This window comes from Microcoleus sp. B7-D4 (assembly GCF_036705125.1).
Lineage (GTDB): Bacteria > Cyanobacteriota > Cyanobacteriia > Cyanobacteriales > Microcoleaceae > Microcoleus.
The window spans coordinates 117647-144068 of sequence record NZ_JAUBTT010000005.1; the positions used below are offsets into that span (position 1 = coordinate 117647).

A 26422-nucleotide genomic window follows, 5' to 3' on the forward strand; every position below is an offset into this window, starting at 1 on the left:
TATCCTGAAGAACAGGCATCTTGCCTGTTCCACAAAGAGTGAATTTTCTTGTGGGGTGGGCTTCTAGCCCGCCCTAAAAAGAGTGCGGAAACAGTACATACCCTACATTTACACCGCATCCCAAACAATCAACTGAATCGGCGTAGGATTGTAAGCATTGCAAGGATTGTTCATTTGCGGGCAGTTAGAAATAGCAACCAGCGCGTTCATATCTGCTCGCAAATCAACTGTACTTCCCGGATCGGAGATGCCGTCAACAATTTCAAGCGTGCCATCTTCGCTAACCGGAACATTCATAAAAAAGTTGATATTGCTGACTAAATCTCGCTTGCCCAAACCGTGGGGAAGAATTGCGGCGAGGAAATTTTCAACACAGGCGTGCTGGTATTTTTTATCTAGTCCAAACCGCACCGAATTGCTCTCGCAGCTACAGGCGCCGCCGGAGGTATCGTGCCGCCCGCAGGAGTCAGCAATTATGGTCATCATGGCTCGCCCTTCGTTGGAAATGAGTTGGCTGTTTGTAGTGACAAAGATGTTGCCTTGATTGACGATCGTATCGGGGGCGCTGTAGCGTTCGGACGGGTCATCGGCATTGTAAACTAAAAAATCTACTGCTTGATTGCCGCCTAAATCTACAATGCGGAGAATCTGTCCTTTTTTGATGACACGAGACCAGGGATGTCTGGCGGGTAAAACTTCGTTATAAATTGCAGTTTTTGGATCGAGGATTTGTTGGGTAGTTGCAGTCATGGTTCACTTTTTGTGATGGAAGTGCAGAATTTTTCACCGCAGATTGATGCGGATAAGATTGAGTTGTGGAATCGGGTCTATTGCACGAACAAAGCATCGGTGTTGATGAACCCGCGCACTGCTTCCGGGTTGGCGGTGCGACACAAGTCGTCTGGTGCGGGTGCGGGGGATTTCACAATCTGAATTTGGATTGGTTTTGGATCGTAAATTGAACCAGGATGCAGGATGTGGGGGCAGTTAGAGATAATTGTCAATACGTTCATTTCGGCTCGCAAATCGATAAAACTCCCCGGTTTTTCGCAGCCTTCGCGAAACTCCATCGTGCCGTCTGGTTTGACGGCAATGCGAGTAAATAAGTTGATGTTGGGCATGATATCTTTTTTGCCCAATCCCCACCGAGTTAGGGCTTTGAGGAAGTTGTCGCGGGAGTTTTTCCAGTCTCCTTCGCCGTATTTTTTGGCATTGCTAATGGCGTTGCTGCATCCTCCTAGCAAATCGTGACAGCCGGAGGTGTCTTGGGTGATGGAAAATAGGATGCGCCCCATGTCTGTGTAGAGCACCATTCCTTGTTTGAGAAAGGCGTTGAATTGAATTTTGGCGGTGTCTGCTGCGTTGAAACGTTCGATCGCATTGTCGGCGTTGTAGCACAGCATGGAAACGCCGCGAGAGCCTTCTAAATCGGTGATTCGCAGGGTATTTCCCCGCTTGATGACTCCCGACCAGTACGCGCCGCCCGGTACGGTTTCTTCGATTAATACGAGGCCAGAATCAATTTGTGAGTTTGTGTCGATCGATAGTTGCACCATAAGTTCCTCTTGATGTATTTGGGTAGGTCAGCGAAATAAAACAATAGTATGTCTTATATCAAGTCCGGTTAATTACTTATAAATCCTATACGGGCATCGGCCAAATAGGGCATCGGGCATGATGGGACAAAAGTATTATAACTATTCAACCGGACATGATATTAGCTGCTCAACCCGCCTGAGCCCAAAGTAATATTTATACCGGTTTTCAAGCGTGGTGAGGTATGGGGGAGAGTCCTATGCCCATGCCCCATGCCCCATGCCCCATGCCCCATGCCCAGGAGTACCTCATTTACCTGAGAAAGGCTATACAAACCTATTTCTATTTAAGCAGCCATTGCAACTGCTTCCTGTCCGTGTTTCCGCATCAAATCCATGAGTTCGTCGCGGTAATCGTGGAATTTGGCGTGGCGTTTAACGCTGGGAGTGCGATCGGGCAAATTAATCGACATTTCCTTTCTCACTGTACCGGGACGAGCGCCCAAAGCATAAATCCGATTGGAAAGAAACACCGCTTCTTCGACATCGTGGGTAATCATAAAGATTGTAATCTCAGTGCGACGCCACAAATCCAGCATGAATTCGTGCATCGATTCTTTAGTGTGGATATCCAAGGCGCCGAAAGGTTCATCCATTAATAACACTTTAGGTTCAGAAGCGAGGGCGCGGGCGATCGCCACCCGCTGTTTCATCCCGCCCGACAATTCCTTCGGCAGCGACGAAGCAAACTGCGTCAATCCTACCACATTCAAATAATAGCTCGCTTGTTCGCGCCGCTTTTTCTTGGAAACGCCTTGAAGTTTGAGACCAAACTCGGCATTTTCCTGCACGTTCATCCAAGGATAAAGAGTGTAATGCTGAAATACCATACCTCGATCCGGGCCAGGCGAAACAACTTCCTTGCCGTCAATTTTCACTTCCCCTGTTGTCGGCTTGTCCAATCCCGCAATCTGCCTCAACAGAGTAGATTTGCCCGAACCGGATGCGCCTACCGCGCAGATAAATTCGCCTTGCTTGATGCTCATATTGATGTCCTTGAGGACAACTAATTTACCCTTTTTCGTTTCAAAGTTTTTGTGCAGATTGTTGATTTGCAGAAACATGAGTTTATCCTCTGTATTGTAAGTAAAAAAATGATACCATTCTGCCTTCTAACACCAAATCCTCGTTAGTAACTCTTTAGTCCGCGAAGGCGGACTTCGTTTGTGTAGAAGCGGTTTCAACCGCCGAGTACGATAAGAGTTTTTAACACTGATTTGTATAACATCTGCTTACTGTTTCTGACTTGACCATTTACAAGAAACCCGCAGCAGATATTGAAAAAGCAAGTCAAAACCCAGTCCGATCGCCCCAATGACAATCAGCCCCACAAAAATTTCATCGGTTCGGAGAAATCGACCGGCGACGCTGATCCGGCGGCCTAAGCCTTCGGTGGCGGCAATCAATTCCGACACGATTACCAATTGCCAAGCCGCAGCTAGGTTGATGCGGCTAGCATCAAGAATTCCCGGCAAAACGTGGGGAAAAATAACTTGAGTGAGGATTTCCCAGCGATTCCCACCTAACATATAAGTAGATTCGATCAAGTCTTTTGGAACAAACTTGACTGTATCCATTACCATCAGCGAATTGAAGAAAAAGACGCCGATAAATATCAGCATTATTTTGGGTTCTTCGCCGATTCCCAAGTAGAGAATTAGCAGGGGAATGAATGCTGGTGCGGGCATATATCGCATCAAGCCGAACATGGGTTCCAGCAAGGCGCGAATACTGGCAAAACTGCCCATCAGCACGCCAATGGGTATGGAAAAAACCAAGGCGAACAGAAAGCCAACTCCCACCCGCCACAAACTCGCTACCGTGTCTTTCAAAAGTTCGCGAGTGTTCCACAGCCGGCCAAATGCCTCTAAAACTTTGCCGGGGGAAGGCAAAAATTTGGGGTCTACGTTGGCGAAGGTTGTTACTAGCCACCACACCAGCAGCGGCAGTGCGATCGATGTCACCGTTAACCCAATATTGAGGGGTTGTGGTATCTCTTCCGCAATCCGCCAGAAAACGGTGGGATTTAGGCTTTTTTGCTTGAGGTGGGATTGGATCGATCGGCGTTCGGGATTTGGTGGCATGATTTAATTGCGGAACGGTTTGTCGAGTAATTGGAGTAGCTTTTTGGTATAATTTTTCTCAGAAAGATGAGGTACGACTGGGCATAGGGCATAGGGCATAGGGCATAGGGCATAGGGCATAGGGCATACCTCACTTTTTTGAGAACCGCTATATTCAAAAAAATAATATTGTTGAAAAATTTTTGTGTCTGCAAAATTGTAAATTCTGCCTTTTAGCTTTTACCTTCGGCATAAGCTTTTATAAAACGATCGTCAAATAAAGTGCTGATATCTGGTTGGGTTTTGGCTAAATTTACATCGACGAGAAATTTAGTCATTTCTGCCGCCGCAAACTGCAATGATGTCATGTCATTTCCCGGTTGAAAGGCTTTCAAGTTTTCTTCGATCGTGAATATCTTCGTGCCGTTTTCATATTCTTTGTATTCCTCAACGCTAACTCCGGCGCGGTTGGCTAGAATCTCGTAAGATTTCTCTTTGTTTGCTTTCATGTATTCCAATGTTGCAAACCATGAATTGACCAGGGCTTGTACTCGATCGGGGTGTTCGCCGATAAACTTTCGGGTGAATACCAAATGGTCGGAAATCGCCCCCGGAAAATCTTTGGAACTAAACAGTTCCTTGCTGTTCGATCGTTTTAATGCCTGCGTGGTAAACGGCGCAAATACTGCCACCGCATCGACTTGCCCTCCGACGAAAGCCGCCGCAGCTTTGCCTGTTTCCAGCGGTATAAATTGAATATCCTGCACTGATAAACCTGCTCTTCTCAGCCCTAACAGTAATAGAAAGTGATCGACTGTACCTTCTTCGGCTGCAACTTTTTTACCTTTTAAATCGGCAACGGAATTGATGCCTTCGGCGACAATCACTTTGTCATTTCCCGTCGAGTTGTCGTTGACTAAAACAATTACTTGGTCGGCGCCGCCGGATATTGAGTTTACTGTATCGCCGAGGGTTTGGCTGTTAGCATCTATCTGTCCTGCTGTGAGGGTGCTGATCGATTCTAAGTAGCCGTCAAACCATTTTAAGTCTACAGCAACATTGTTAGCTTCAAATATCTTTTGCTCTTTGGCAATTTGCCAAGGAAACCAGCCGGGCCACGCGCTGAATCCGAGGCGAACTGCGTTAGCACTTACTGAAGAAGCTGCTTCGCTTTCTGTCGTGGTTTTGATATAAATTGCCGGGTTGACGCAGCCGACAGCGAAAAACAAGGTGATGAAAAATATGGCGCAGTAGGATAAGGGCGATCGCGTTATTTTGGGCGAGGAATATCGGATATTCATAGCATATTCTGGTTGCTGGTTAGAGGTGAATATGTCGATCGAGCTTTTGCACCTTCTTTGGCTTCCTTAGCTTCTGCAAACCCCCCTGATATACAAGGATAAAGCCCGAGAGCTAACGAACCGAGTCTTGATGACCGATCGCGTTTCTCCCGGGCTTTTATCCCGCCGTGTAACTGGCTAGTGTTTCCCTCAAATTAATCAAATATTGGGAGAACCAGTCTGCTTCTCTCGGACCAGCACTTGAACTGTCTAAGCTGACTTAGAAACTGATTCAAATCGGAACCCTAGAAGCGGTTAAATTTTTCGTTTTTTGTCTGTATAAGTCCTGTTTGCAACCCAAGGAGTTATTCGAGACTGTTGGTAACAGCAATGCACTTAGCTTTTTTAAAGGTAAGCATACTGTAGCGTGCAATCCTACTAGATTGCTACGCTTCAAACCCTAACAGCAAACTTGATGCGAAAATGTGTAAAATGTTACAAAAAACCGTTTTTCTCGAAGTAAAATTAAAATTTTTGGAAGATTAAACCGGGCAATGAGATGGGGCGATGGGAAATCGCGAAGTTTACCTGCACAAAAAGACGAAACCCGCAAGGTCAGGGTTGAATATTTCTCAAGGAATACTTCGCTCCCTAGACTAGATGCAAGTACGATCGACAATGCGGTAAACTAACATCCTATTTGTAATAACGATCGCCTAACACAGCCTGTGAAGTCAAATCCGTTAGCATTGGAATTATTCATCTCTCTCCGATCTCCCTCTGCGTTCTCTGCGTTCTCTGCGGTTAAATCATCCTCATATAACCAGAAATGATATGAAGTCAAATCTTCAATCTAAAATCTAAAATCTAAAATCTAAAATCGACTGACCGTGCACTATGGAAAAATTTAACTACAGCAACAGTCTTGACATTCATTCACTGCTCGATCGCTACCGCACAGGCTCGATCGCGCCTGCAGATACGATCGCCAGCGTGTACGATCGGATCGAACGCTATGCAGATCCGGCAGTATGGATTTATTTAGCACCACAGGCAGAAACCCTCGAACGGGCCAAAGCCTTGGAAAACCTAGACCCGCAACAATTGCCGCTCTACGGAATACCTTTTGCGATCAAAGATAATCTCGATTGGGCGGGCGTTCCGACTACGGCGGGATGTCCTGCGTTTGCTCGCACTCCAGCGCGATCGTCCGCAGTCGTAGAGCGTTTGTGCGCGGCAGGTGCGATCGCGATCGGCAAAACAAACATGGATCAATTTGCCACAGGATTAGTGGGAACCCGCACGCCCTATGGAGTTTGTCGCAATCCGTTCGATCGGCGCTACATTCCGGGCGGATCGAGTTCGGGTTCCGCCGCAGCAGTCTCCGCCGGATTGGTGAGTTTTGCTCTGGGTACCGATACCGCAGGATCGGGGCGGGTTCCCGCTGCTTTTACCAACATTGTCGGGCTGAAGCCCAGTTGCGGCTCGATCGGCACTCGCGGCTTACTGCCGGCAGTGCGATCGCTCGATTGCGTTTCTGTGTTCGCTCTCACCTGTGCGGATGCGGCCTCCGTGCTGCAAGTAGCCAGCGGTTTTGACGCTGAGGATGCGTTTTCTCGTCGCCCTGAAACGAAAGTTTTGCCGGATTTATCCCGCTTGCGGGTGGGAGTTCCCGGAGACGGCGAACTCGAATTTTTTGGGAATGCAGAAGCCGAACAGCGCTACCGAGAGGCTCTGGTGCGCTTGCAATCATTGGGCTGCACGATCGCACCTATTGACTTCAAACCCTTTGCGGATGCTGCCGAACTGCTCTACGGCGGGCCTTGGGTAGCAGAAAGGTTGGCCGCGATCGGCGATTTCCTCGACGCGCACCCAGAGGATATCGATCCGATCGTCTACGAAATTATCAGCGGCGGCAAACGCTACGATGCCGTCTCTGCCTACCGCGCATCGTACCGGTTGGCAGAACTCCGCAAGCTTGCAGAAATTCAGTGGCAGTCAATGGATGTGTTGGCGGTACCCACGACAGGTACGATTTATACTGTCGCAGAAGTTGCAGCCGAGCCGATCGCGCTCAACACCAATCTGGGGCGCTACACGAACTTTGCGAATTTGCTCGATTTGTGCGCGATCGCAGTTCCCAGCGGGTTTCAAAGCAGCGGATTGCCCGCAGGATTGACACTGATGGCTCCAGCGTGGCACGATTTATCGCTCTGCAGCCTGGGATCTGCTTTCCACGCTAGCTTGGGGGGAACTTTGGGCGCAACCGGTCTGCCGCTGCCAACCCTCCCGGAACCCGCCATCCCAGCCAAATATTCCTCAGAAGGACGAGTCAAAATAGCCGTAGTTGGCGCTCATTTGAGCGGTGAGCCGCTGAATTATCAATTAATTGAGGGGGGAGGCATTTTGGTTCGCGCCTGCCGTACCAGCCCGATTTACAAGCTGTACGCTTTGACGGGTAATGCTCTGGGCAAGCCGGGATTGGTGCGTCAGATAGAGGGCGGTAGCGCGATCGAGGTGGAAGTTTGGGAGTTGTCGATCGCGGCTTTCGGCGGATTTGTCGCTAAAATTCCCCCGCCCTTGGGAATTGGTACGCTGGTCTTGGAGGACGGCTCGACGGTGCAGGGCTTTTTGTGCGAACCTTATGCTGTGGCGGATGCGATCGATATTTCTCATCTCGGCGGTTGGCGAGCATATAACTTCCGGTTTTAGGCTAAGTTAGAATGGCAAATTTCTACCCATCTTCAGAATCATGCCACCAGCAGTGCCAATTCGACCAATTCCCGTCACAACCCCAACCCCCACCGGCGGTACCAGTCCCGGAGGGGCACCTGGCGGTACCAGTCCCGGAGGGGCACCTGGTGGCACTCGCGGCACCAGCGGCCCCGACTCCCTCAGAGGTACTGCGGGCGCTAACTTGATATTTGGTTTAGGAGGCCCTGACAGCATTTTTGGCTTAGCCGCAGACGATTCCCTCTACGGCGGCGACGGCGATGACTCACTGCTGGGCGACGTTGGCAATGATTTGCTGTTCGGCGGTGCGGGCCGCGACAGCGTTTTGGGCGGCGCCGGCGGCGATACTTTCTACGGCGGCAAAGGTTCTGACTCAATGCTGGGCGAGGAGGGTAATGATTTGCTGTTTGGCAACCAAGACACCGATACTTTGTTGGGTGGCGCGGGCGATGACTCGCTTTTTGGAGGTGCCGGCGATGACTCGCTGTTTGGTGGCATCGGCAATGACTGTTTATCGGGCGATCGCGGCCGAGATAGTTTAACTGGCGGCGCCGGAAACGATACTTTTGCGATCGGGCGTTTGGCAGACGGGGACGTGATTACAGATTTTACTGATGGTACCGATCGGATTCGCTTGGCTGCCGGCCTTACTTTTGGCGAACTCACCATTTCCGCTGGAACCGGAACTTCGCCGAGTACAATTATTCAGCTTACAAGCACCAAGGAAACTCTGGCTACTTTATTCGGAGTTACCCGCACTTCAATCACTCAGGCAGACTTTATTCTTTAATTGGGAATTGTTGACGGTTGACTGTTGGCGGTTGACGGTTGACGGTTGACGGTTGACGGTTGACGGTTGACTGATACAAAATCCGGGTTTGCTAACCATTTTATGAGACTCGGTGCTTGAAACCGCTTTTGACCTCAAACTACACAAACGAAGTCTGCCTCCGCAAACTAAGATAGAGAAAGTTATTTAAGCAGGATTGGGTATGACAAATAACAAATAACAAATAACCAATAACAACTGACTAATGATTACTGACTACTGACTACTGACTACTGACTAATGACTACTGACGGTTTTCTCAATCTCAACAAACCTGCGGGCATGACATCTCACGACTGCGTGGGGCGAGTGCGCCGGCTATTGAAACTCAAGCGAGTCGGACACGGAGGAACCCTAGATCCTGCTGTGACTGGCGTTTTGCCGATCGCCCTGGGCAAAGCAACCAGACTGCTGCAATTTCTCCAACACAATAAAGCTTACCGAGGCACAATTCGCTTTGGCTTAACTACTGCTACTGACGATTTAGAAGGAGAAATTATCCATTCTCGACCGGTGCCAGAGTTAAGTTTGGAACAAGTGCAAGCTGCACTCCCAAAATTCCTAGGAAAAATCGAGCAATTTCCGCCGAGTTTTAGTGCGGTTCAGGTGGGAGGAAAACGCCTTTATGAGTTAGCTAGAAAAGGCGAAACTGTGGAAGTTGCTGCTAGGAAAGTAGAGGTTTTTCGGCTGGAAATATTGGATTGGCGGCCGGGGGATTTTCCTGAATTGGATTTGTCGATCGCCTGCGGGGCGGGTACTTACATTCGGGCGATCGCGCGGGATTTGGGGGCGGTGTTGAATACAGGCGGTACTTTGGCTTGTTTGACTCGCACCGAAAGTAGCGGTTTTTCGATCGAGGAAAGTCTAACTTTTGAACAATTGGAACTGCAATTGCAGGAGGATAAATTCTGCCCAATTTTGCCATCGGCGGTTTTGGGACATTTAGGCGCGATCGTCCTTTCCCCTGAATATACCAAACGCTGGTTTCAAGGACAGCGCCTCCCGATTCCCGAAACGCCGATCATCGGGCCCTATGAGGAAAGTAGCAACCATCCCCCCCACAACCCCATACCCCAACCTCCCTATGCCTTGCAGGTTTACGATCGAGACGGTAATTTTTTAGGTATCGGTCAAGTAGCGAACTCAGAGACAAGTACCATATTATCTCCTCAAATTGTGCTTTAAGTATCTAAAATAAAGATGAAAAAAGGTATAATTGGTACAGGAAAAGTTGGCGGAACTCTAACCGCTGGGAATCCCCTAGATTCACCTAGCTTACAGCGGTACGGGACGAGATTGACCTATTAATCTAATCAATCGCTGAGGTAAAAATTGTGAAAATATTGCTGATCGGATTAATCCGAGGCTACAAAATGGGGATTTCTCCTTACCTGCCTAACGCCTGTAGATTTCAGCCAACTTGTTCGCAATACGCGATCGAAGCAATAGAAAGATTTGGGCCCGCCCGCGGCAGCTCGTTGGCAGTTAAGCGGATTTTGCGATGTCATCCTTTTCATCCAGGAGGTTACGATCCAGTACCTCCCACAGATAGCGAGGGCGATTAGTTATTAGTCAAAAATAGTATTTTAGTTATTAGTTAATAGTGCAAATAGGCGTTACATCCTCATGGCTAAAACTACCGAGGGTAATCACTCCCTAAGAGGGTTAAATTCGCACAATTAGTGGTGTTTCTTAACCCAAATTCAGTAATATTACTGTTATCTTTCAAAACTCAGCAGCTCTATAATGGTACAAACAGAGTACAGGGGATGCGAGTTGATATGTCTGCTACCGCAATCGGATACAAAATGTTGTCCCATACTCTGGCTGTACTCAGCCAGAAACAAGCAACGGGGAAACTGGTGTTAGAGCAAGGGGAACAACAGTGGCAGCTTTACTTTTTTCAGGGTAGTTTGGTTTATGCCACAGGAGGAGCGCACAGAGCGAGGCGCTGGTACAGGGCGATCGGGCAACACTGTCGAAACTTTCAAGTGGATCTCAGAGACCTCGATGCTGGAGAACTGTGGGAATATCAACTGCTTCAGCGAGGGATAGCAGCCAGCGAAATGAGTCTGGAACAAGCTAGGGCGATCGTCCACACCAGCCTTTCGGAAGTGTTATTTGCTCTGATCGGTCAATCGGGTTTGCGCCGGGAGTGGCGTCCGTCCCAGAAATATTTTTCTACCATTACCTCTTCTTTGCTGCTGTCTTTAACAGAAGTAGAGAAAGTTCTGTGTTGTACAGAAGAAATTTGGCAGAAGTGGAAAGCAATGGGTTTGTGGCTGGTAGATCCAGAACAAGCACCACTTTTAAAAGCGTCGGCCCATTTACAGGAAAATCGATTTAGTTCTAATTCTTTGATCGCATTAGCTAACGTATTCAACGGCGAGAATACTCTTTGGGATATTGCATTTAAGAAAAAGCAGTGCGTGACAGTAGCAACTCGCGCTTTAGTTAATTACATCAAGCAGGGTTTAGTAAATTTCCGAACAGTCCCAGACTTGCCGTCGCCTATAGAACAGTGGCGCCTGGCCGCGGCGATCGCAGGGCCGGGTCGCCCTTTGATTGCTTGTATCGATGACAGTCCGACAGTATGCGAATTTTTAGAGCAAATTTTATTGCCGGCGGGGTATCGAGTCCTAAAAATTCAAGACCCGATGCAGGGAGTGGGCATCATCTCCAAACAGAAGCCTGCTTTAATTTTTATGGACGTGGTGATGCCGAAGACAAGCGGCTTTGCTTTGTGCAATTTTTTGCGAAAGACACCTGCTTTTCGCGAAACTCCGATCGTGTTTTTGACCGGTCAAGACAGTATAATTGACCGCACGCGGGCGAAATTGACCGGTGCTTCCGATTTTTTGAGCAAGCCAGCCAATCCCGAACAGGTTTTACAAATAGCTGACAAGTATTTGAAGGTAAAAGGCGATCGCCACCCTTCAGCAATTCGCCCCCAAGATTTACTCCATTCACGACAACTTACCCTGGCAAATTCTTGAACCCAAATTAATGAACACAATAACCCCTTGCTGGGTGCGTCAGTTCCTGACGCACCCTACGCTCATTGTAAAATAAAGACGCAATCGAATTTAAGATAATTAATTATGAGTAATGTTACGATCGATCGCACCCCGCAGGTGAGCGTAGTAATTCCGGCTTACAACTGTGCGGATTACGTCGGCCAAGCCGTCGATAGCGTTCTGCACCAAACCTATACTAACTGGGAAATTATTGTAGTAGACGACGGCTCCAAAGATGACACTAGATTAGTTTTAGAGAAATATGGCGATCGAATTCGCTACATTCACCAACAAAATCAAGGAGTTTCGATTGCCAGAAATCACGGCATCGAGCTAGCGCGAGGAGAATTTATCGCCTTTCTTGATGCTGACGACTACTTTTTCCCCGACAAATTATCAGCACAAATGGCTGTATTTGCAGCGCGACAAAATCTAGGAATAGTTCACAGCGGCTGGCGTCTAGTTAATAGTATAGGCGAACCGCTAAAAGATGTCAAACCCTGGCAAAATGTTCCTAAATTAGACTTAGAAATGTGGCTGCGGTGGAAACCAGTATTACCCAGCGCGATGGTATTTCGCCGTCACTGGTTAGAGCGCGCCGGCGGATTTGATCCTCGATTTCCCCCAGCGGAAGATACAGATTTAGTGCTGCGTTTAGCCTTAATGGGATGCGAAGCAGAGTGGTTGCAGCAAGTAACTGTTTGCTACCGCCAGCACGAACAAAGCGCCATGTACAAAGGTTTACCGCAGGCTAAATCCCTCGCCGCAGTGATGGACAATTTTTTTGCCCGCCCGGAGTTGCCGGCTAAAATACGTTTGTTGGAAAAGCAAATTAAGTACAGTACCTTAGTGTGGATTGCTTGGTATTTGTACCGCACCGGTCATTCTGTTGAGATGATAGAGTTTTTGCAGCGTTCTTGGAATTATACGCCTTATTTGCCTGTGGAAACAGTAATTAATTGGGCGGAAGCTTTCGCCGAGTTTTCGCAGGATGCGGGAAATGAATTGGATGCAGATTTATTAGCTCAATCTGCCGAGTGGCAGCAGTTAATGCAGTGGACTATTCTCGGTACACCAGCTTGATTAAAAGCTTTTCCATTGCACTCATATCGTTTACGGTTGCATAGGAATTATTTAACCGCAGAGAGCGCAGAGGACACAGAGGAAGAGAAGAGAGGCTTTTCGCATTGGGAGCATCTCATATTTGTAAAAATACTTCTTCTGGCTCCTTCCTTCTTCTGGCTCCTTCCTTCTTCCTCCTTCCTTCTTCCTCTTTCCTTCTTCCTCTTTCCTTCTGCCTCCTGCCTCCTGCCTCCTGCCTCAAAACTCCAATTTCTAGCGGAGGGCTGCAAAGGTGAGATGCTCCCTTTCGCATTTCTGGCTATGTAAAACCTGCATAAACTTTATTAGGCTTCAGTTTGAGTTTCTGCTTCAGTAAAAATTGGCGGCCACAGTTCAGCAATTGGCAATTCCCAACCAGGGAAAAGTTCGGGGACAGTCAAAATATCTTCATTTCCCAACACAATCGGTTCACCTTCCTGACGATAAACTGTTACAGTTTCTTCATCTGGATCGATCAAAATTCCTACTTGCGCTCCGAGTTCTAGGAAATTATGAATCTTTTTTTGGAGCGGTTTAATGCGATCGCTCTGTGATTTAATTTCTACTACCAAGTCGGGGACTAATTCTCCGAAATAACGGGGACTTTGCCTGAGACGTGCGGCGCGGACAAAAGAAACATCAGGGGCTGTGAGGTTAGCATCAGGTAAAATAAAGCCCCCTGCAGAGTCAAAAACTCGACCCAAACGGCGGGGATTCACCCAAACAAAGAGAAAGGCACTCAAGCGAATGCCAATTTCACTAGATACAATGTCTGACGGGCCCACAATGATAATCTTCCCGCTTTCTAGTTCAACTTGGTAGTCTTGACCGGCTTCTTTGAAGGTTTTTTGGACTTTTTCTAAGTCTTTGAGTGTCATCATACGATTTTAGATTTTAGATTTTAGATTTTAGATTTTAGATTTTAGATTTTAGATTTTAGATTTTAGATTTTATAATTATCTGCAACTGACGCACTCTAAATCATATTGGTTATTGCTTATTTGGTCAGGTGCGTCAATCTATTTTAGATTTTAGAATTGAAGGATTCTCTGCAACTGACCAAGAATTTCAAAGGTGGTACCCGCCACGTGATTTATCCGTGGAATCAATCCCAAATCGCAAATCGCAAATCCTCAAGCCCCCGCATTTATCTCGCGCAAGTCAATCTAAAATCTAAAATCTAAAATCTAAAATCGATTGACGCACCCTACAGGTTGGTTATTCCTTGGCAGAAAAGGAGTTGCCGCAGCTACAGCTTTGGGCGGCATTGGGATTGTGAAATCGGAAACCTCCGCCCATCAAGTCTTCTGAATAATCCAAGGTGAGCTCATTGAGATATTTTAAGTGCTGGGGGTCGATCGCAACGGAAATTCCCTCCGACTCGCATACAGCGTCTTCTGGGGCTGGCCCATCGTCAAATGCCATTGTATAAGACAAACCGGAGCAGCCGCTCGATTCCACGCCCAGACGAAATAAAGCATTGGGGTTCGGATGCTTCGACTTGAGGCGCGTTACTTCTGTTGCTGCTGTTTTGCTCAGATGAATCATTATGAGTAATTGGTAATTGGTAATTGATAATTGGGAAGTAATGTTAAGTTTTGAAAATGTAGAGTGTGCCTAGCCCTCTACCTTACCCGGAGAATGTAGGGTGCGCCGCAGCGCACCTTACCCCTATATCTTTAGCAACTTGAGTTACTTAGCCTTTTCATTACGAGCATAATCGTCTTGAAAGCGGATAATATCATCTTCTCCGAGATATTCGCCATTCTGCACCTCAATTAAAACCAGGGGGATAACTCCCGGATTTTCCAGACGGTGAGAAGTGCACTGAGGAACGTAGGTAGACTGATTGGTAAACAGAACTTGTTCAGTTTCGCCGCAAGTAACTTTTGCAGTACCAGAAACCACAATCCAGTGTTCGCTGCGGTGGTGGTGCATTTGCAGGCTGAGGCGGTGTCCAGACTTAACTTCGATCCGCTTAATTTTATATCCTGGGCCTTCTTCTAGAGTCGTAAATGAGCCCCAAGGCCGCAATTCTGTAGCGGCTACTCCGTTGGGTGCTGCAGGTGCGTGCAGGGTAGATACTTGAGAAATTTCTTGAATCTGAACCATGATTTTCACTCCTTGAGGATTGCTTGCTGAATCCTTTGGTAAACGACGTTGTTTTTTGAGATTAACTAATCTATAGTTAAAACCGAAGCCCACCTGCGGGGACTGGTTAGCCGACTGTAGAGTTTTGCAAGATTTGTGCTCAGCCCGATCGACCTGCCTTAACAACCATAGCAAAAGCACCATAGTAGTTGTCACCTGTTATGGGTTCGATCGCCCCAATCTACATCAAATCTTTATCTGTGGCGGCTGGTTCTTGAATATTTATTAAAGGTGAATCCTAATCCAGCTCTTGAGACTGCTGCTGCAAAAATTCTAGCATCTCTTGATAGAAAGGCAGCCCTTGACCCAGGCTATCGCTAGCGGTTGCTAGGATTTGCAAGGTTTCGATCAGCGAGTATCGGGCCGCATCTACAATAAGATCGAGGAGGGGATCAATCCCAGAACCCTGCTGCTGTGCTTCTGCGATCGCATCGATGTAGGCAGCACGCACCTGGTTAGAGATAATGACAATGGGATATCCAGCCCGCAACAGCAGGAGATTCATCAATAGCCGTCCCGTCCGTCCGTTACCATCCCGAAATGGATGAATCGAAACAAAGCGAAGATGTGCTTCGGCTGCAAACTCTAGCGGATGTAACGATTTGATTTTATCACTGTTGAGCCATTCGATAAATTCCGGCATCAAACCCGAAAGCAAATAATGAGGCGGATAGAGGTATTCAGTACCGGCGGCTTTGACATCTAACTGCCGATAGCGTCCAGCTTCCTCCGGGGCGTTAGCGAAGCCCTCGAAGAGGATCGCCCTTATAATTAAGTTGTGAATTTGTTTAATCTCCCATTCACCGATCGCGGTGTCCGATCGCGTTAGCATTTCAATGTAGTCGATCGCATCTCGATGCCCGATGACTTCTAGGTGTTCGCGCAAAGTTTTGCCACCGACAGTAATGCCGGTTTCGAGGACTAATTCGGTTTCGCGTTGCGTTAAGGTGTTTCCCTCGATCGCATTAGAATGATAGGTGAACCGAACATCGTAGAGTTTTTTCAATTCTGCAACCAGGGTGGGAGAAAGCGGACGAAAGCTATCCAACCAGGCTTTGAGTCGATCGACTTGTTGCAATTTTTCAGAAAGATTCATCGCTGTTGAGAAGGCAAAATGCTGATGGAGGATGTCGCCCAGACGCTGAGGATACAGTCGCACTAACAACGCCATAAAGTTATTATAGGCTTGATGGGCGATCGAGGATTGAGCGGTTGAGAAAAATTGCATAGGGAATCGGTATATTTGTCGGGAGATTATGGCGACTCCACTTTTGTGGCTAATGCTAATACTTCTCTAAGGTCGATTATAATCTGCTGGGGTAGTTGTTGAGCAATCAGCTTGTTTTCACGCTTGGTGGACGAATTACCCGAATCAATTTACCTGTGAGATTTTCGACAGTAGAAATAGCTTCATTAATCAGTGTAGCTTGTCTCTCAATATTCAAATCTTCTTTGCAAATAATGATACCTTTATGATCGGGTTGCAAACGGTGTAGGTGTCTAAAATCATCCCAATTGCGCGTCAAAACAGCTCGATTGTGGTTAATAGCAAAAGCTAACACATCTTCATCAGGCATCCCCAGTCCACCATTTCCAGCTTCCTGCACTGTCAAAACATCGTGACCACAAATTCGCAGTAATTCCACGATTACCAGTGGAAAATTTTCATCTGCATAAAGACGCACCATTTGTTAATCTTCCTCATTTCTAGCGATGGCTGCTTCAATTTCCTCTGGGTGTGCCTCAGCATAAGCCCAAGCATTTGCCAAATCTGCTGCACTCAAATGAGGAAAGTCTTGCAAAATTCGCACATCACTTGCACCCAGAAGGCGATAATTTACCATCGACCAAATAGGTATGCGAGTCTTCGCAATTCTAGCATCGCCGCCACACACGCCCGGAGTTTTTTCAATTCCTTGCCAGGTATTGCTTAAACTTTGAGCTAATAGCTGTATTGCCTGAGTTTTTTCACTGGGAGTTAAGGCTAAGAGTTGTTTTTCTAATTCTTTCAGTGTCATTTTTTACAATCTCAATCATTATTACTCATCTCTCTCTTCTCTTCCTCTGCGCTCTCTGCGCTCTCTGCGGTTAAAAAAAAATCCCAATATCAATTTATCATCTAATTACCAACAAGCTGTCTTTCAGCCTCTTCCAGCAAGGCGATAACTTGCTCTTTAGTCACAGTTGGAAATCCATCCAAAAAATCATCAATTGATTCTCCTGCTTTCAGATAGTCCAGAAGTGTTTGTACTGGAACCCTAGTACAAGCAAATACTGGAGTTCCGCCCATAATCTCAGGAGACGCGCTAATAATTGAAGAGTGTTTAAGCATAAATCTTTAGATTTTCGGGTTCCATAGTTAACTCATCGGCTGTAACTATTTTTTCACGCTAGCTCGATCGCATCAGCTTTGATTTTTTCGTGCATCTACCCAATGCAGTAGATCCACCTATAATAAATGATACTAGATCGATCGGCATCCCACCATCTACTCTAGATCAACATCTTTTCACCACTTTGAGAGACACATCAAAATGAACAACAACGGACTGCCACAAAAGCAAGGCCTGTACGATCCGCAGTTCGAGCACGACGCTTGCGGAGTCGGATTCATCGTACACATGAAGGGTAACAAATCCCACGAAATTGTCGAGCAGGCACTGACAATCCTCTTGAACCTCGACCACCGAGGCGCGTGCGGCTGCGAACCCAACACCGGAGACGGGGCGGGGATTTTGATGCAGATACCCCACAAGTTTCTCAAAAAAGTAACGGCGGGCCTAAACATCGAACTTCCCGAAGCCGGCGAGTACGGCGTTGGCGCGATTTACTCGTCGCCAAATCGAACTGAACGCGAAAACGGCAAACGCATTTTTGAGGAAATCGCCGCCGAAGAAGGCCAACAAGTGCTCGGCTGGCGCGATGTTCCCACCGACAACTCGTCCCTCGGCGACACCGCCAAATCTAGCGAACCCTTCATGCAGCAAGTGTTCCTCCGGCGGGCCGCAGGTATTGACGAGGCGGCTTTCGAGCGGAAACTGTACGTCATCCGCAAACGGGCTCACAACGCCATCCGCAGGACTAACACAGACCCCTACTGGTACAATTCCACTCTCTCGTGCCGGACGATCGTCTACAAGGGTATGTTAATGCCGGTGCAAGTCGGCGATTACTATCCCGACCTGCACGACCCCGACATGGAAAGCGCTCTAGCCCTGGTTCACTCGCGCTTCAGCACGAATACTTTTCCGAGCTGGGAACGATCGCACCCTTACCGCTACATCGCCCACAACGGCGAAATTAACACGATGCGCGGCAACATTAACTGGATGCACGCGCGACAATCGCTGTTTGAGTCGGAACTATTCGGCGATGACTTAAAGAAAATCCCCAATTTAATCAATATCGAAGGCAGCGACTCGACGATTTTTGACAATGCTTTGGAATTGCTGAATTTGGCCGGGCGTTCTTTGCCGCACGCTGTAATGATGATGATTCCCGAACCTTGGACAGCCCACGAGTCCATGAGTGACGAGAAAAAAGCTTTCTACGAATACCATTCTTGCTTGATGGAACCTTGGGACGGCCCAGCTTCGATCGCATTTACCGATGGTACATCGATCGGGGCCGTGCTCGATCGCAACGGTTTGCGCCCTTCCCGCTACTGCGTTACCAAAGACGACTTGGTAATTATGGCATCGGAAGCCGGAGTTTTGCCCATCGCCCCAGAACGAATTGTATCAAAAGGTCGCTTGCAACCAGGGCGGATGTTCCTGGTAAATACTGAGGAAGGCCGCATCGTCTCTGACGAGGAAATTAAACATCAAATTGCCTCGGAACACCCGTACCGCGAGTGGCTCGACAAGCACATGGTCGAAATCGCCAAACTGAAAGATGCGCCGGCCGTAGCAGAATCCCATCCCGAAACATTATTGCAGCGGCAAATGGCCTTTGGCTACACCTTTGAAGAACTGCGGTTGCTGTTAGCACCGATGGCGAAAGATGGCGTGGAAGCTGTCGGCGCGATGGGTGCGGATACGCCACTTGCGGTGCTTTCCAACCGGCCAAAACTGCTTTACGAATACTTCCAGCAGTTGTTTGCTCAAGTTACCAATCCGCCAATTGATTCTATCCGCGAAGAAATTGTAACTTCTGCCGAAACTACGATCGGCGCTGAACGCAATTTGCTCAAACCGGAACCGGAAAGCTGTCATTTGATTGAACTGAAAACGCCAATTCTCAGCAATGAAGAATTAGCTAAGCTGCAACACGTAAATGAGGGCAATTTCCGGTCGATTACACTACCGATTTTGTTTGACCCCAAAAGCGGCGTAAAAGGTCTAGAACAAGCCTTAGAAGAAGTTTTTGCAGCAGCAGACAGCGCGATCGCCTCCGGGGTGAATATCATCATTTTGAGCGATCGGGGTATCAGTCCAGACAAAGCCCCAATTCCGGCACTGCTGGCAGTTGCGGGCCTGCACCACCACTTGATCCGCAAAGGTACGCGCACGCGGGCGGGACTCGTGCTCGAATCCGGCGAACCGAGGGAAGTGCATCACTTTGCGACACTGATTGGATATGGTTGCGGCGCGATTAATCCGTATTTGGCCTTTGAGACGATCGCCGATTCGATCCGCGAAGGATTGCTGCTAAATGTCGAGTACAAAACAGCTTGCAAAAACTACATCAAAGCCGCAACAAAAGGGGTGACGAAAGTTGCCTCGAAAATTGGGATTTCGACAATTCAAAGTTATCGCGGCGCGCAGATTTTTGAGGCGATCGGCTTAAACAAATCCGTAGTCGATAAATACTTTGCTTGGACAGCATCGCGGATTGAAGGCGTAGACCTCGAAGTCATCGCCCAAGAAGCAATTTTGCGCCATACCCACGCATTCCCCGATCGCCCATCCAGCGGACATACTCTCGATGTCGGCGGCGAATATCAGTGGCGGAAAGAAGGCGAGGCGCATTTGTTTAGCCCGCAGACAATTCACGCGCTGCAAAAGTCGGTGCGCGAGGGCAGTTATACGCTTTTCAAACAGTATTCTGGGCTGGTTAACGAACAAAACCAGCAGCATTTTACCTTGCGCGGTTTGTTGCAATTCAAACAGCGGGAATCGATACCCATTGAGGAAGTTGAGCCGATCGAATCTATTCTCAAACGCTTTAAAACTGGGGCGATGAGTTATGGTTCGATTTCTAAAGAAGCCCACGAATCGCTAGCAGTAGCGATGAATCGCATTGGTGGCAAATCGAACACCGGTGAAGGCGGCGAAGATCCTGATCGCTACACTTGGACGAACGATCGCGGCGACTCGAAAAACAGCGCGATCAAACAAGTTGCTTCTGGGCGTTTCGGCGTTACCAGCTTGTACCTTTCCCAAGCGCGGGAACTGCAAATTAAGATGGCGCAAGGCGCGAAACCCGGTGAAGGCGGACAGTTGCCCGGTAAAAAAGTATACCCGTGGATTGCGAAGGTGCGAAACTCGACTCCGGGTGTGGGATTGATTTCGCCTCCTCCTCACCACGACATTTATTCGATCGAAGATTTGGCCGAATTGATTCACGACTTGAAAAATTCCAACCGGGAAGCGCGGATTAGCGTCAAACTCGTGTCGGAAGTGGGAGTCGGGACGATCGCGGCCGGGGTTGCGAAAGCCCACGCCGATGTCGTGTTGATTTCCGGCTACGACGGCGGAACCGGCGCTTCGCCGCAAACTTCGATCAAACACGCGGGATTACCTTGGGAATTGGGACTGGCGGAAACTCATCAAACTTTGGTTCTCAACAATCTCCGCAGCCGGATTGTCGTGGAAACTGATGGTCAAATGAAAACCGGTCGCGATGTAGTAATTGCTGCCTTGCTTGGCGCTGAGGAATTCGGTTTTGCGACGGCGCCGCTGGTGACATTGGGCTGCATCATGATGCGCGTGTGCCACCTGAACACTTGCCCGGTGGGCGTGGCGACGCAAGACCCGCTGCTGCGGAAAAACTTTACCGGCGACCCCGATCACACGGTAAACTTTATGACCTTCGTCGCGCAGGAAGTCCGGGAAATTATGGCGCAGTTGGGCTTCCGCACGCTGAATGAAATGGTTGGGCGGACTGATGTTTTGGAACCTCAGCAAGCTGTGGAACACTGGAAGGCTAAGGGTTTGGATTTCTCGAAAATCCTTTATCAGCCGGAGGTTGGGGCGGATGTCGGGCGCTATTGTCAGATGGCGCAGGATCACGGTTTGGAAAAGTCTCTCGACATGACTGTGTTGTTGGATTTGTGCAAAGGTGCGATCGAAAACGGTGAAAAAGTCCACGCCAAACTGCCGATTACCAATGTCAACCGCGTTGTAGGCACCATTCTCGGCAACGAAATCACCAAACGCAACTGGGAAGGTTTGCCGGATGACACGGTGCACCTGCACTTCCAAGGCAGCGCGGGGCAAAGCTTTGGGGCATTCGTGCCCAAGGGAGTCACCCTGGAGCTCGAAGGCGAAGCTAACGACTATTTGGGCAAAGGGCTCAGCGGCGGCAAAATCATCCTGTATCCGTCGCACGCTTCTACCTTTGTCGCAGAGGAAAACGTAATTGTCGGTAATGTAGTGCTTTACGGCGCGACTGCCGGCGAGGTTTTCATTCGAGGGATGGCGGGCGAACGTTTTGGGGTGCGTAACTCCGGCGTTAACGCAGTAGTTGAAGGTGTGGGCGATCACGGTTGCGAGTACATGACTGGCGGCAAAGTTGTAGTTTTGGGTGAAACCGGGCGCAATTTTGCAGCGGGTATGAGTGGCGGTGTTGCTTACATTTTGGATGAGGCTGGGGATTTTGCTACTCGCTGCAATATGTCGATGGTGGATTTGGAAAAATTGGAGGATGTTGAGGAAATTAGCGATTTGCGGCAGTTAATTCAGACTCACGTTGATTTGACTGGAAGTGCCAAGGCATCGAAGGTTCTGGCTGCGTGGGATGAGATGGTGCCGGTGTTTGTGAAGGTGATGCCGAGGGATTATAAGCGGGTGTTGCAGGCTATTGAAAGGGCGATCGCATCGGGTTTAAGCGGTGATGATGCGCTGACGGCTGCGTTTGAAGAAAACGCTCGCGATGTCGCTCGGATTGGGGGTAGTTAGGGTTCTGCGCTAGAATTCTACTCATGTAGCAAGGGTCTTTCTTGTTTGTAGCGAAGTCTAGATCCCCCCTAACCAAGGGCGGGCACGGGGGCACCGCCCCTACTAAGGGGGGGACAAGAACCTTCTCTCAAAGTCCCCCTTCTTAAGGGGGATTTAGGGGGATCTAGACTTTGCCTAAAAGCGACATTTATTGTGAATTTCTGTCTTAAGTTTTTACCAATCGGTTCTGTCTGGGAACGAGTAATGATCGTGAAAGTAGGTAAACTATGAGTGCAGCAATATTAACGACAAAACAGTACGTTGAAGAACAAGATGGTTGCTACCGCATCCTTGGGAAGCGCGTTTCTTTAGATTCAATTGTCTATGCTTTCCTGGCCGGACAATCCCCAGAAAGTATAGTTCAATCATTCCCTGTACTGACACTAGAAGAAGTATATGGCGGAATTTCTTTCTATCTTGCTAACCGCACAGCCATTGATGCTTATTTATTCGAGGGAGAACAACTATTTGAAACCTTGAGACAGCAAGCAAGGGAAAGTAACTCCTTACTTTATCAAAAACTCTACAGCGATCGCACCAGCCAGTTATGAAAATTCGCTTTCAAGCAGATGCAGATTTGAACCAAGCGATTGTGATGGGTATTGTGAGGCGCGAACCAACTCTTGATTTTCAAACATCAAACTTATCAAATTTAACTGGTTTGACTGATTTGGAAGTCTTGAATTTTGTAGCCCAAGAGGGTAGAGTTCTCGTTTCTCACGACAAAAGAACCATGCCAAGATATTTTGCTGAATTTGCTGCCACTCAAACCAGTTCGGGAGTGATTATTGTGTTACAAAGTTTCCCAATAGGCGAAGCAATCAACCATCTAATCAAGATATGGCAAACATCTGAAGCCGAAGACTGGGTTAATCGTATTGCATACTTACCTCTATAAAGTATGCTAGGTCGCCATTGATAAATTTCAGGTACAATTTAAGTAGTTTAATCATCCTCACCGAGATTTTGGTGACAAACCTGGTTTCTGAACCCCCATGCGCTCGCCTAAAATTATTAGATGATTAAGCAAAAATGAAGATTGTTGAACAGACTCAAACCCGTTTGCAACTAGAGGCTAAACCATTCACTGCTTGGTTTTTTGCATCGGCACAATTGATTGCTGGTCTTGCTTTTGCTTATGCCTATATAAGCACTATGCCTAACAGCAGCAACCAAGTCGCCCTAGCATCAATAGTTTTCCTCGGATTTAGTATATTGACTTTTATAAGAAGTAGTGTGGCTTCTATTATATTTGATAAGACAGTCAATCAACTTTTGTTAATTCGACGAGGTATTTTATGGAATAACCGAGAAGAATTTCCGATTTCGGAAATTTCAGCGGTTAGCTTAGTAGGATTTGGTGGACTAAATAGCGATAAATTTTGGGATATTGTAGTTAGTATTAGACAAGGAAGAAATACAGTGTCATTAGCAAACCCAAGTACAGACAAAGATAATTTGACAAGAATAACAGAAGTTATTAATGCTTTTTTGAATGACTAAAGTATGAGATGTGATTTAGCTGTACAATGCTCAAACTAGCTTGTTATAAAAATAAGGACAATATGAACTATCAACTTTATTCAGATGTCATCTTGCTGTGCAACCTTCCAGAAGAAGGACTTTATGCCGGCGATATCGGTACAGTTGTAGAACAGCATCACGTTGAAGGACTAGAAACAGGTTATAGCATTGAGTTCTTCGATCTGTTGGGAAACACAGTAGCAGTTGCCACGCTACCTGGAAGTTATTTGCGATCGCCCACAAGTGCAGATCGACCTACAGTTAGACTGGTTAATAGTTTTGCTGCGTAAGTAGAAGCAATTGTGCAATGGATAAACTAACTGAGTATCCCAAGCTAATTTAATTGAAGTCACCCCATAATTGCTGTCAACCCACCCGTGCGATATAATGTTGTTAGTGGATTGTAGAATAGCAATCAAAAAAAAGGGATAATTATGACCGTCGAACAAGCCATTTTGGAAAATGTGAAGGTCTTATCACCAGACCAGCAACAAGAAGTCTTAGCTTTCATCAAATTCTTGCAGTCCGATAAATGGGAAGATATCTATAAAGGACGGTTCAAAGAACTCCAGCAAGAAATTCGTCTGGGAATGGATGCCGCCGGGCGGGGTGAAGTAATCGATGCTGAAGATATGTTTCGGAGTTTGCGCTTAAAGCTACAACAACGTCGCACGCAAGCAGATATATGAATCGGATTTGTAGATTTACAATTCCGGCAAGTCGGGACATAGAAAGCATTATGGACTATATTGCCGATCGCAGCGGTTTCGATGCAGCAGAAAGCTTCCTGGACAGAATTAACGATAAGTGTCAAACGCTCTCGCAGTTTCCGAGTATGGGACGGAATCGCGATGAGTTAATGGAAAATGTACGGAGTTTTCCGATCGATGATTACCTGATTTTCTACAGTCCGATCGAAGCAGGAATTCAAGTTCTGCGGGTTGTTAGCGGCTACCGAGATTTAGAATATTTATTCTCTGAGTGAACTGTATCGAGTTTTTTATATTATGAAAGCGATTGAAACCACCGGAAAAATTGACGATCGAGGGATGCTTTGTATCGATCGACCCCTTGCTCTTGCCAGCCACAGCCGCGTTCGGATTATTGTTTTAGTGCCGGAAGACACTGACATCGATCCGGATGATGACCCCACTGAAACTGTCCTGGAAGGGCTTCAGCAAGGCTTCCATGAGGCAATTACCGGACAAACTCTCCCCTTGTCCCAACTGTGGAATTGATATAGAATTAGGGAAATCAACAAGCAAAATGATTCAATCCATACCGAAAATATCCATTAAACCTGGATACCGTCCCCAGTCGGATGATAAAACTCCTGAAGCTGATGCAATTGATTTTTACCTACTGCGGCAACTCACCAATTCCCAACGGTGGCAAATGGGGGCAAAATTAAATCGTTGGGCAAAAACTGTTAGCTTGCGCGGGATGAAAAAAGCTTGTCCCTCAACCTACAAAGAGCGATTTGCTCGATCGATATTAGGTAGCAAGTGGTTGCCAATTTTAACCCCCACCAGTGAGCCCTCTATGTGGACGCAAGACCCCAGCGAAATTGCTAGACTGTTGCACCCAATTTTTGAAACATTAGGTGTCTCTTATTATATTACAGGAGGCGTTGCCGCTTCTGTCTATGGCGACCCTAGAACAACACGCGATTTAGATTTAGTAATTGAATTGCTCCGGGACAATATTTTTCAATTAGTTGAAGCACTAGAAACGGCTGGTTTTTACTGCCCTCCGGGTTCGGTCAAAGATATTCAAGAGGGTAGAGGGATGGTGTTGAGCGTCACTCACATGACTTTAGTATTGAACGCTGATATTGTGCTGAATTCTAATACTGAATTCGATCGCTCAAAAATGGCAAGACGACGATTAGAAGCGCTTGACGAAGCTGGTGTAGAACAATTTTGGGTTGCTTCTCCTGAAGATATTGTGTTGGCAAAACTGCTCTGGCGGCAACAGTCTCAGTCTCAAAAACAATGGAATGATATTTTGGGAATTCTGAAAGTCCAATCTGAGAATTTGGATCGGGGTTACTTAACAGAGTGGGCCCAACAATTGGGATTGATTGATGATTTGAACCTAGCTTTTACTGAATCAGGGATTTGAGGCGATCGCAATTCGCGCAGTGCGATGGCAAAAAAGGTCGATCGATAGTATAGAAAATAGTGCAATGGATAAACTAACTGAGTATCCCAAAGTAATAGAGCATATTTTAACCGAGTATCTATAATTTTACCGCCCTCCTCAATCCGACCTCGAAACATTCTTAATTACCGACGAACAAAACGGTCATTTATTCTCCTATTATTCAATCTAAAATAGAAAATCGATGGGCTGTTTACGTTCGGATTCGCGATCGCAAATTCTGGATCGAGGAAGACTGGACAGAAGATGGGATTGCAACGGATTTGGTGCGCGCAGGGGTTCCCAAGGAAGATATCGTGTTGGCATTTCACGAACCGGGAATGCGGCAATACACCGATTTTGCAGCCGCTTCGTAGCGCTCATTTAACTTAACTCCAGCGGTTCCGAATAGACAGGCAAACCCTCCTGAAATACCAGCAATTCTACCGGTTTAATTTGCGTCCAAACTTCGTTATCAGTCAGGGGAAAAGTGGCAATAACAGCCACGCGATCGTCCTCATTTGTCAGCTCCAGAAAATCTACTTTTTCAACTGTTGCTGCGTCTTTTCCTGTAAATTTATAACTAGCTTCTAATACCTGTTTAGATAATTTATTGGATTTTTAAAATCTTTAAAATTAGAGTTATTGTGGTTAATCCCCCAATTTAGCCACCAAATCTTCACAAACAGGATTTGTCAAGTCACCGCCCAGAGTTCGTAATACGGTAGCGCCCAAAAATGCTGTAGTTAATAAGCTGTTGTACCTTTAAATAGGGTATAATAAAAAAGGAGTTTAGTCAATCTCTACAAAAATGCCAGCTAAAAACC

General features: G+C 47.2%; 30 protein-coding genes and 1 riboswitch. Of the genes, 16 read left to right on the forward strand and 14 right to left on the reverse strand.

Going from position 1 to position 26422, the window contains the following annotated elements; all coding sequences use genetic code 11:
* Nucleotides 1-108 precede the first annotated feature (108 nt).
* From QUB12_RS03230 to QUB12_RS03250, 5 genes are all read right to left on the reverse strand, one after another.
* On the reverse strand, nucleotides 109-750 hold the full coding sequence (locus QUB12_RS03230) for an urea amidolyase associated protein UAAP2 (RefSeq protein ID WP_333145274.1): 642 nt from the start codon (nucleotides 748-750) through the stop codon (nucleotides 109-111).
* 77 nt (nucleotides 751-827) lie between these two features.
* Nucleotides 828-1556, reverse strand: a complete 729-nt coding sequence (locus QUB12_RS03235) for an urea amidolyase associated protein UAAP1 (RefSeq protein ID WP_333145275.1) — start codon at nucleotides 1554-1556, stop codon at nucleotides 828-830.
* A 326-nt stretch (nucleotides 1557-1882) separates the two neighbouring features.
* A complete protein-coding gene (locus QUB12_RS03240) occupies nucleotides 1883-2659 on the reverse strand; it encodes an ABC transporter ATP-binding protein (RefSeq protein ID WP_333145276.1) in 777 nt (258 codons plus the stop codon).
* Between the two features lie 168 nt (nucleotides 2660-2827).
* Nucleotides 2828-3679: an ABC transporter permease gene (locus QUB12_RS03245; protein WP_333145277.1), complete on the reverse strand. Its 852-nt coding sequence runs from the start codon at nucleotides 3677-3679 to the stop codon at nucleotides 2828-2830.
* A 212-nt stretch (nucleotides 3680-3891) separates the two neighbouring features.
* Entirely contained in the window at nucleotides 3892-4959 is a 1068-nt protein-coding gene (locus tag QUB12_RS03250; RefSeq protein WP_333145278.1) for an ABC transporter substrate-binding protein, read from the reverse strand.
* Nucleotides 4960-5103: 144 nt separating this feature from the next.
* Nucleotides 5104-5258, reverse strand: a riboswitch (guanidine-I (ykkC/yxkD leader).
* Nucleotides 5259-5835: 577 nt separating this feature from the next.
* Here QUB12_RS03250 and atzF point away from each other — a divergent pair.
* From atzF to QUB12_RS03280, 6 genes are all read left to right on the forward strand, one after another.
* Nucleotides 5836-7650, forward strand: coding sequence for an allophanate hydrolase (gene atzF, locus QUB12_RS03255; protein ID WP_333146911.1), 1815 nt, complete (start codon nucleotides 5836-5838; stop codon nucleotides 7648-7650).
* 40 nt (nucleotides 7651-7690) lie between these two features.
* Nucleotides 7691-8461, forward strand: coding sequence for a calcium-binding protein (locus tag QUB12_RS03260; protein ID WP_333146909.1), 771 nt, complete (start codon nucleotides 7691-7693; stop codon nucleotides 8459-8461).
* Between the two features lie 279 nt (nucleotides 8462-8740).
* On the forward strand, nucleotides 8741-9685 hold the full coding sequence (truB, locus tag QUB12_RS03265; protein ID WP_333146907.1) for a tRNA pseudouridine(55) synthase TruB: 945 nt from the start codon (nucleotides 8741-8743) through the stop codon (nucleotides 9683-9685).
* 149 nt (nucleotides 9686-9834) lie between these two features.
* A complete protein-coding gene (gene yidD, locus QUB12_RS03270) occupies nucleotides 9835-10065 on the forward strand; it encodes a membrane protein insertion efficiency factor YidD (RefSeq protein ID WP_333146905.1) in 231 nt (76 codons plus the stop codon).
* 216 nt (nucleotides 10066-10281) lie between these two features.
* A complete protein-coding gene (locus QUB12_RS03275) occupies nucleotides 10282-11496 on the forward strand; it encodes a response regulator (protein WP_333146903.1) in 1215 nt (404 codons plus the stop codon).
* 105 nt (nucleotides 11497-11601) lie between these two features.
* Entirely contained in the window at nucleotides 11602-12600 is a 999-nt protein-coding gene (locus QUB12_RS03280; protein ID WP_333146901.1) for a glycosyltransferase, read from the forward strand.
* Nucleotides 12601-12715: 115 nt separating this feature from the next.
* Here QUB12_RS03280 and QUB12_RS03285 read toward each other — a convergent pair whose 3' ends face one another.
* From QUB12_RS03285 to QUB12_RS03320, 8 genes are all read right to left on the reverse strand, one after another.
* Nucleotides 12716-12892, reverse strand: coding sequence for a hypothetical protein (locus QUB12_RS03285; protein ID WP_333146899.1), 177 nt, complete (start codon nucleotides 12890-12892; stop codon nucleotides 12716-12718).
* Nucleotides 12893-12923: 31 nt separating this feature from the next.
* A complete protein-coding gene (locus QUB12_RS03290) occupies nucleotides 12924-13496 on the reverse strand; it encodes a Uma2 family endonuclease (protein ID WP_333146917.1) in 573 nt (190 codons plus the stop codon).
* A gap of 340 nt (nucleotides 13497-13836) precedes the next feature.
* Nucleotides 13837-14166 carry an iron-sulfur cluster assembly accessory protein gene (locus QUB12_RS03295; protein ID WP_333146897.1) on the reverse strand — a complete coding sequence of 110 codons (330 nt, stop codon included), beginning with the start codon at nucleotides 14164-14166 and terminating at the stop codon, nucleotides 13837-13839.
* Between the two features lie 144 nt (nucleotides 14167-14310).
* Nucleotides 14311-14730 (reverse strand): phosphomannose isomerase type II C-terminal cupin domain, encoded by a 420-nt coding sequence (locus tag QUB12_RS03300; protein ID WP_333106380.1) that lies wholly within the window; start codon nucleotides 14728-14730, stop codon nucleotides 14311-14313.
* 277 nt (nucleotides 14731-15007) lie between these two features.
* Nucleotides 15008-15997 (reverse strand): Fic family protein, encoded by a 990-nt coding sequence (locus QUB12_RS03305; protein WP_333305471.1) that lies wholly within the window; start codon nucleotides 15995-15997, stop codon nucleotides 15008-15010.
* Between the two features lie 106 nt (nucleotides 15998-16103).
* On the reverse strand, nucleotides 16104-16457 hold the full coding sequence (locus tag QUB12_RS03310) for a DUF5615 family PIN-like protein (RefSeq protein ID WP_333146892.1): 354 nt from the start codon (nucleotides 16455-16457) through the stop codon (nucleotides 16104-16106).
* 3 nt (nucleotides 16458-16460) lie between these two features.
* Nucleotides 16461-16787 carry a DUF433 domain-containing protein gene (locus tag QUB12_RS03315; protein WP_333146890.1) on the reverse strand — a complete coding sequence of 109 codons (327 nt, stop codon included), beginning with the start codon at nucleotides 16785-16787 and terminating at the stop codon, nucleotides 16461-16463.
* A gap of 101 nt (nucleotides 16788-16888) precedes the next feature.
* Nucleotides 16889-17101: a DUF433 domain-containing protein gene (locus QUB12_RS03320; RefSeq protein WP_333146888.1), complete on the reverse strand. Its 213-nt coding sequence runs from the start codon at nucleotides 17099-17101 to the stop codon at nucleotides 16889-16891.
* Nucleotides 17102-17303: 202 nt separating this feature from the next.
* Between QUB12_RS03320 and gltB the strand changes: the two genes are divergently transcribed.
* The 10 genes from gltB (at nucleotide 17304) to QUB12_RS03370 (ending at nucleotide 25972) form a co-directional block, all read left to right on the forward strand.
* On the forward strand, nucleotides 17304-21890 hold the full coding sequence (gene gltB, locus QUB12_RS03325) for a glutamate synthase large subunit (RefSeq protein ID WP_333305473.1): 4587 nt from the start codon (nucleotides 17304-17306) through the stop codon (nucleotides 21888-21890).
* A 266-nt stretch (nucleotides 21891-22156) separates the two neighbouring features.
* Nucleotides 22157-22480, forward strand: coding sequence for a DUF433 domain-containing protein (locus QUB12_RS03330; RefSeq protein ID WP_333305475.1), 324 nt, complete (start codon nucleotides 22157-22159; stop codon nucleotides 22478-22480).
* On the forward strand, nucleotides 22477-22827 hold the full coding sequence (locus QUB12_RS03335; protein WP_106332322.1) for a DUF5615 family PIN-like protein: 351 nt from the start codon (nucleotides 22477-22479) through the stop codon (nucleotides 22825-22827). The genes QUB12_RS03330 and QUB12_RS03335 overlap by 4 nt, the downstream gene beginning before the upstream one ends.
* 134 nt (nucleotides 22828-22961) lie before the next feature.
* A complete protein-coding gene (locus QUB12_RS03340; RefSeq protein WP_333146880.1) occupies nucleotides 22962-23432 on the forward strand; it encodes a hypothetical protein in 471 nt (156 codons plus the stop codon).
* Nucleotides 23433-23494: 62 nt separating this feature from the next.
* A complete protein-coding gene (locus QUB12_RS03345; RefSeq protein ID WP_333146878.1) occupies nucleotides 23495-23743 on the forward strand; it encodes a DUF4926 domain-containing protein in 249 nt (82 codons plus the stop codon).
* Nucleotides 23744-23887: 144 nt separating this feature from the next.
* Nucleotides 23888-24142, forward strand: coding sequence for a hypothetical protein (locus tag QUB12_RS03350; RefSeq protein ID WP_333146877.1), 255 nt, complete (start codon nucleotides 23888-23890; stop codon nucleotides 24140-24142).
* Entirely contained in the window at nucleotides 24139-24438 is a 300-nt protein-coding gene (locus QUB12_RS03355) for a type II toxin-antitoxin system RelE/ParE family toxin (protein WP_333146875.1), read from the forward strand. The genes QUB12_RS03350 and QUB12_RS03355 overlap by 4 nt, the downstream gene beginning before the upstream one ends.
* 22 nt (nucleotides 24439-24460) lie before the next feature.
* Nucleotides 24461-24691 carry a type II toxin-antitoxin system RelN family antitoxin gene (locus QUB12_RS03360; RefSeq protein WP_333146873.1) on the forward strand — a complete coding sequence of 77 codons (231 nt, stop codon included), beginning with the start codon at nucleotides 24461-24463 and terminating at the stop codon, nucleotides 24689-24691.
* 28 nt (nucleotides 24692-24719) lie between these two features.
* Nucleotides 24720-25577: a hypothetical protein gene (locus QUB12_RS03365; protein WP_333146871.1), complete on the forward strand. Its 858-nt coding sequence runs from the start codon at nucleotides 24720-24722 to the stop codon at nucleotides 25575-25577.
* A gap of 263 nt (nucleotides 25578-25840) precedes the next feature.
* A complete protein-coding gene (locus QUB12_RS03370) occupies nucleotides 25841-25972 on the forward strand; it encodes an element excision factor XisI family protein (protein WP_333301085.1) in 132 nt (43 codons plus the stop codon).
* Nucleotides 25973-25979: 7 nt separating this feature from the next.
* Here QUB12_RS03370 and QUB12_RS03375 read toward each other — a convergent pair whose 3' ends face one another.
* Nucleotides 25980-26129 (reverse strand): class II glutamine amidotransferase, encoded by a 150-nt coding sequence (locus QUB12_RS03375; RefSeq protein ID WP_333146913.1) that lies wholly within the window; start codon nucleotides 26127-26129, stop codon nucleotides 25980-25982.
* Between the last annotated feature and the right edge of the window lie 293 nt (nucleotides 26130-26422).

Excerpts from the sequence above, each read along its gene's own strand:
- QUB12_RS03320 (WP_333146888.1), bottom strand. The coding sequence starts at position 17,101 with ATGCTTAAACACTCTTCAATTATTAGCGCGTCTCCTGAGATTATGGGC.
- QUB12_RS03315 (WP_333146890.1), bottom strand. The coding sequence starts at position 16,787 with ATGACACTGAAAGAATTAGAAAAACAACTCTTAGCCTTAACTCCCAGT.
- QUB12_RS03340 (WP_333146880.1), top strand. The coding sequence starts at position 22,962 with ATGAAGATTGTTGAACAGACTCAAACCCGTTTGCAACTAGAGGCTAAA.
- QUB12_RS03285 (WP_333146899.1), bottom strand. The coding sequence starts at position 12,892 with ATGCGAAAGGGAGCATCTCACCTTTGCAGCCCTCCGCTAGAAATTGGA.
- QUB12_RS03350 (WP_333146877.1), top strand. The coding sequence starts at position 23,888 with ATGACCGTCGAACAAGCCATTTTGGAAAATGTGAAGGTCTTATCACCA.
- QUB12_RS03245 (WP_333145277.1), bottom strand. The coding sequence starts at position 3,679 with ATGCCACCAAATCCCGAACGCCGATCGATCCAATCCCACCTCAAGCAA.
- truB (WP_333146907.1), top strand. The coding sequence starts at position 8,741 with ATGACTACTGACGGTTTTCTCAATCTCAACAAACCTGCGGGCATGACA.
- QUB12_RS03290 (WP_333146917.1), bottom strand. The coding sequence starts at position 13,496 with ATGACACTCAAAGACTTAGAAAAAGTCCAAAAAACCTTCAAAGAAGCC.
- atzF (WP_333146911.1), top strand. The coding sequence starts at position 5,836 with ATGGAAAAATTTAACTACAGCAACAGTCTTGACATTCATTCACTGCTC.
- QUB12_RS03335 (WP_106332322.1), top strand. The coding sequence starts at position 22,477 with ATGAAAATTCGCTTTCAAGCAGATGCAGATTTGAACCAAGCGATTGTG.
- QUB12_RS03295 (WP_333146897.1), bottom strand. The coding sequence starts at position 14,166 with ATGATTCATCTGAGCAAAACAGCAGCAACAGAAGTAACGCGCCTCAAG.
- QUB12_RS03300 (WP_333106380.1), bottom strand. The coding sequence starts at position 14,730 with ATGGTTCAGATTCAAGAAATTTCTCAAGTATCTACCCTGCACGCACCT.
- QUB12_RS03230 (WP_333145274.1), bottom strand. The coding sequence starts at position 750 with ATGACTGCAACTACCCAACAAATCCTCGATCCAAAAACTGCAATTTAT.
- QUB12_RS03250 (WP_333145278.1), bottom strand. The coding sequence starts at position 4,959 with ATGAATATCCGATATTCCTCGCCCAAAATAACGCGATCGCCCTTATCC.
- QUB12_RS03235 (WP_333145275.1), bottom strand. The coding sequence starts at position 1,556 with ATGGTGCAACTATCGATCGACACAAACTCACAAATTGATTCTGGCCTC.
- QUB12_RS03330 (WP_333305475.1), top strand. The coding sequence starts at position 22,157 with ATGAGTGCAGCAATATTAACGACAAAACAGTACGTTGAAGAACAAGAT.
- QUB12_RS03355 (WP_333146875.1), top strand. The coding sequence starts at position 24,139 with ATGAATCGGATTTGTAGATTTACAATTCCGGCAAGTCGGGACATAGAA.
- QUB12_RS03260 (WP_333146909.1), top strand. The coding sequence starts at position 7,691 with ATGCCACCAGCAGTGCCAATTCGACCAATTCCCGTCACAACCCCAACC.
- QUB12_RS03305 (WP_333305471.1), bottom strand. The coding sequence starts at position 15,997 with ATGCAATTTTTCTCAACCGCTCAATCCTCGATCGCCCATCAAGCCTAT.
- QUB12_RS03365 (WP_333146871.1), top strand. The coding sequence starts at position 24,720 with ATGATTCAATCCATACCGAAAATATCCATTAAACCTGGATACCGTCCC.
- QUB12_RS03280 (WP_333146901.1), top strand. The coding sequence starts at position 11,602 with ATGAGTAATGTTACGATCGATCGCACCCCGCAGGTGAGCGTAGTAATT.
- QUB12_RS03240 (WP_333145276.1), bottom strand. The coding sequence starts at position 2,659 with ATGTTTCTGCAAATCAACAATCTGCACAAAAACTTTGAAACGAAAAAG.
- gltB (WP_333305473.1), top strand. The coding sequence starts at position 17,304 with ATGAACAACAACGGACTGCCACAAAAGCAAGGCCTGTACGATCCGCAG.
- QUB12_RS03360 (WP_333146873.1), top strand. The coding sequence starts at position 24,461 with ATGAAAGCGATTGAAACCACCGGAAAAATTGACGATCGAGGGATGCTT.
- QUB12_RS03275 (WP_333146903.1), top strand. The coding sequence starts at position 10,282 with ATGTCTGCTACCGCAATCGGATACAAAATGTTGTCCCATACTCTGGCT.
- QUB12_RS03345 (WP_333146878.1), top strand. The coding sequence starts at position 23,495 with ATGAACTATCAACTTTATTCAGATGTCATCTTGCTGTGCAACCTTCCA.
- QUB12_RS03310 (WP_333146892.1), bottom strand. The coding sequence starts at position 16,457 with ATGGTGCGTCTTTATGCAGATGAAAATTTTCCACTGGTAATCGTGGAA.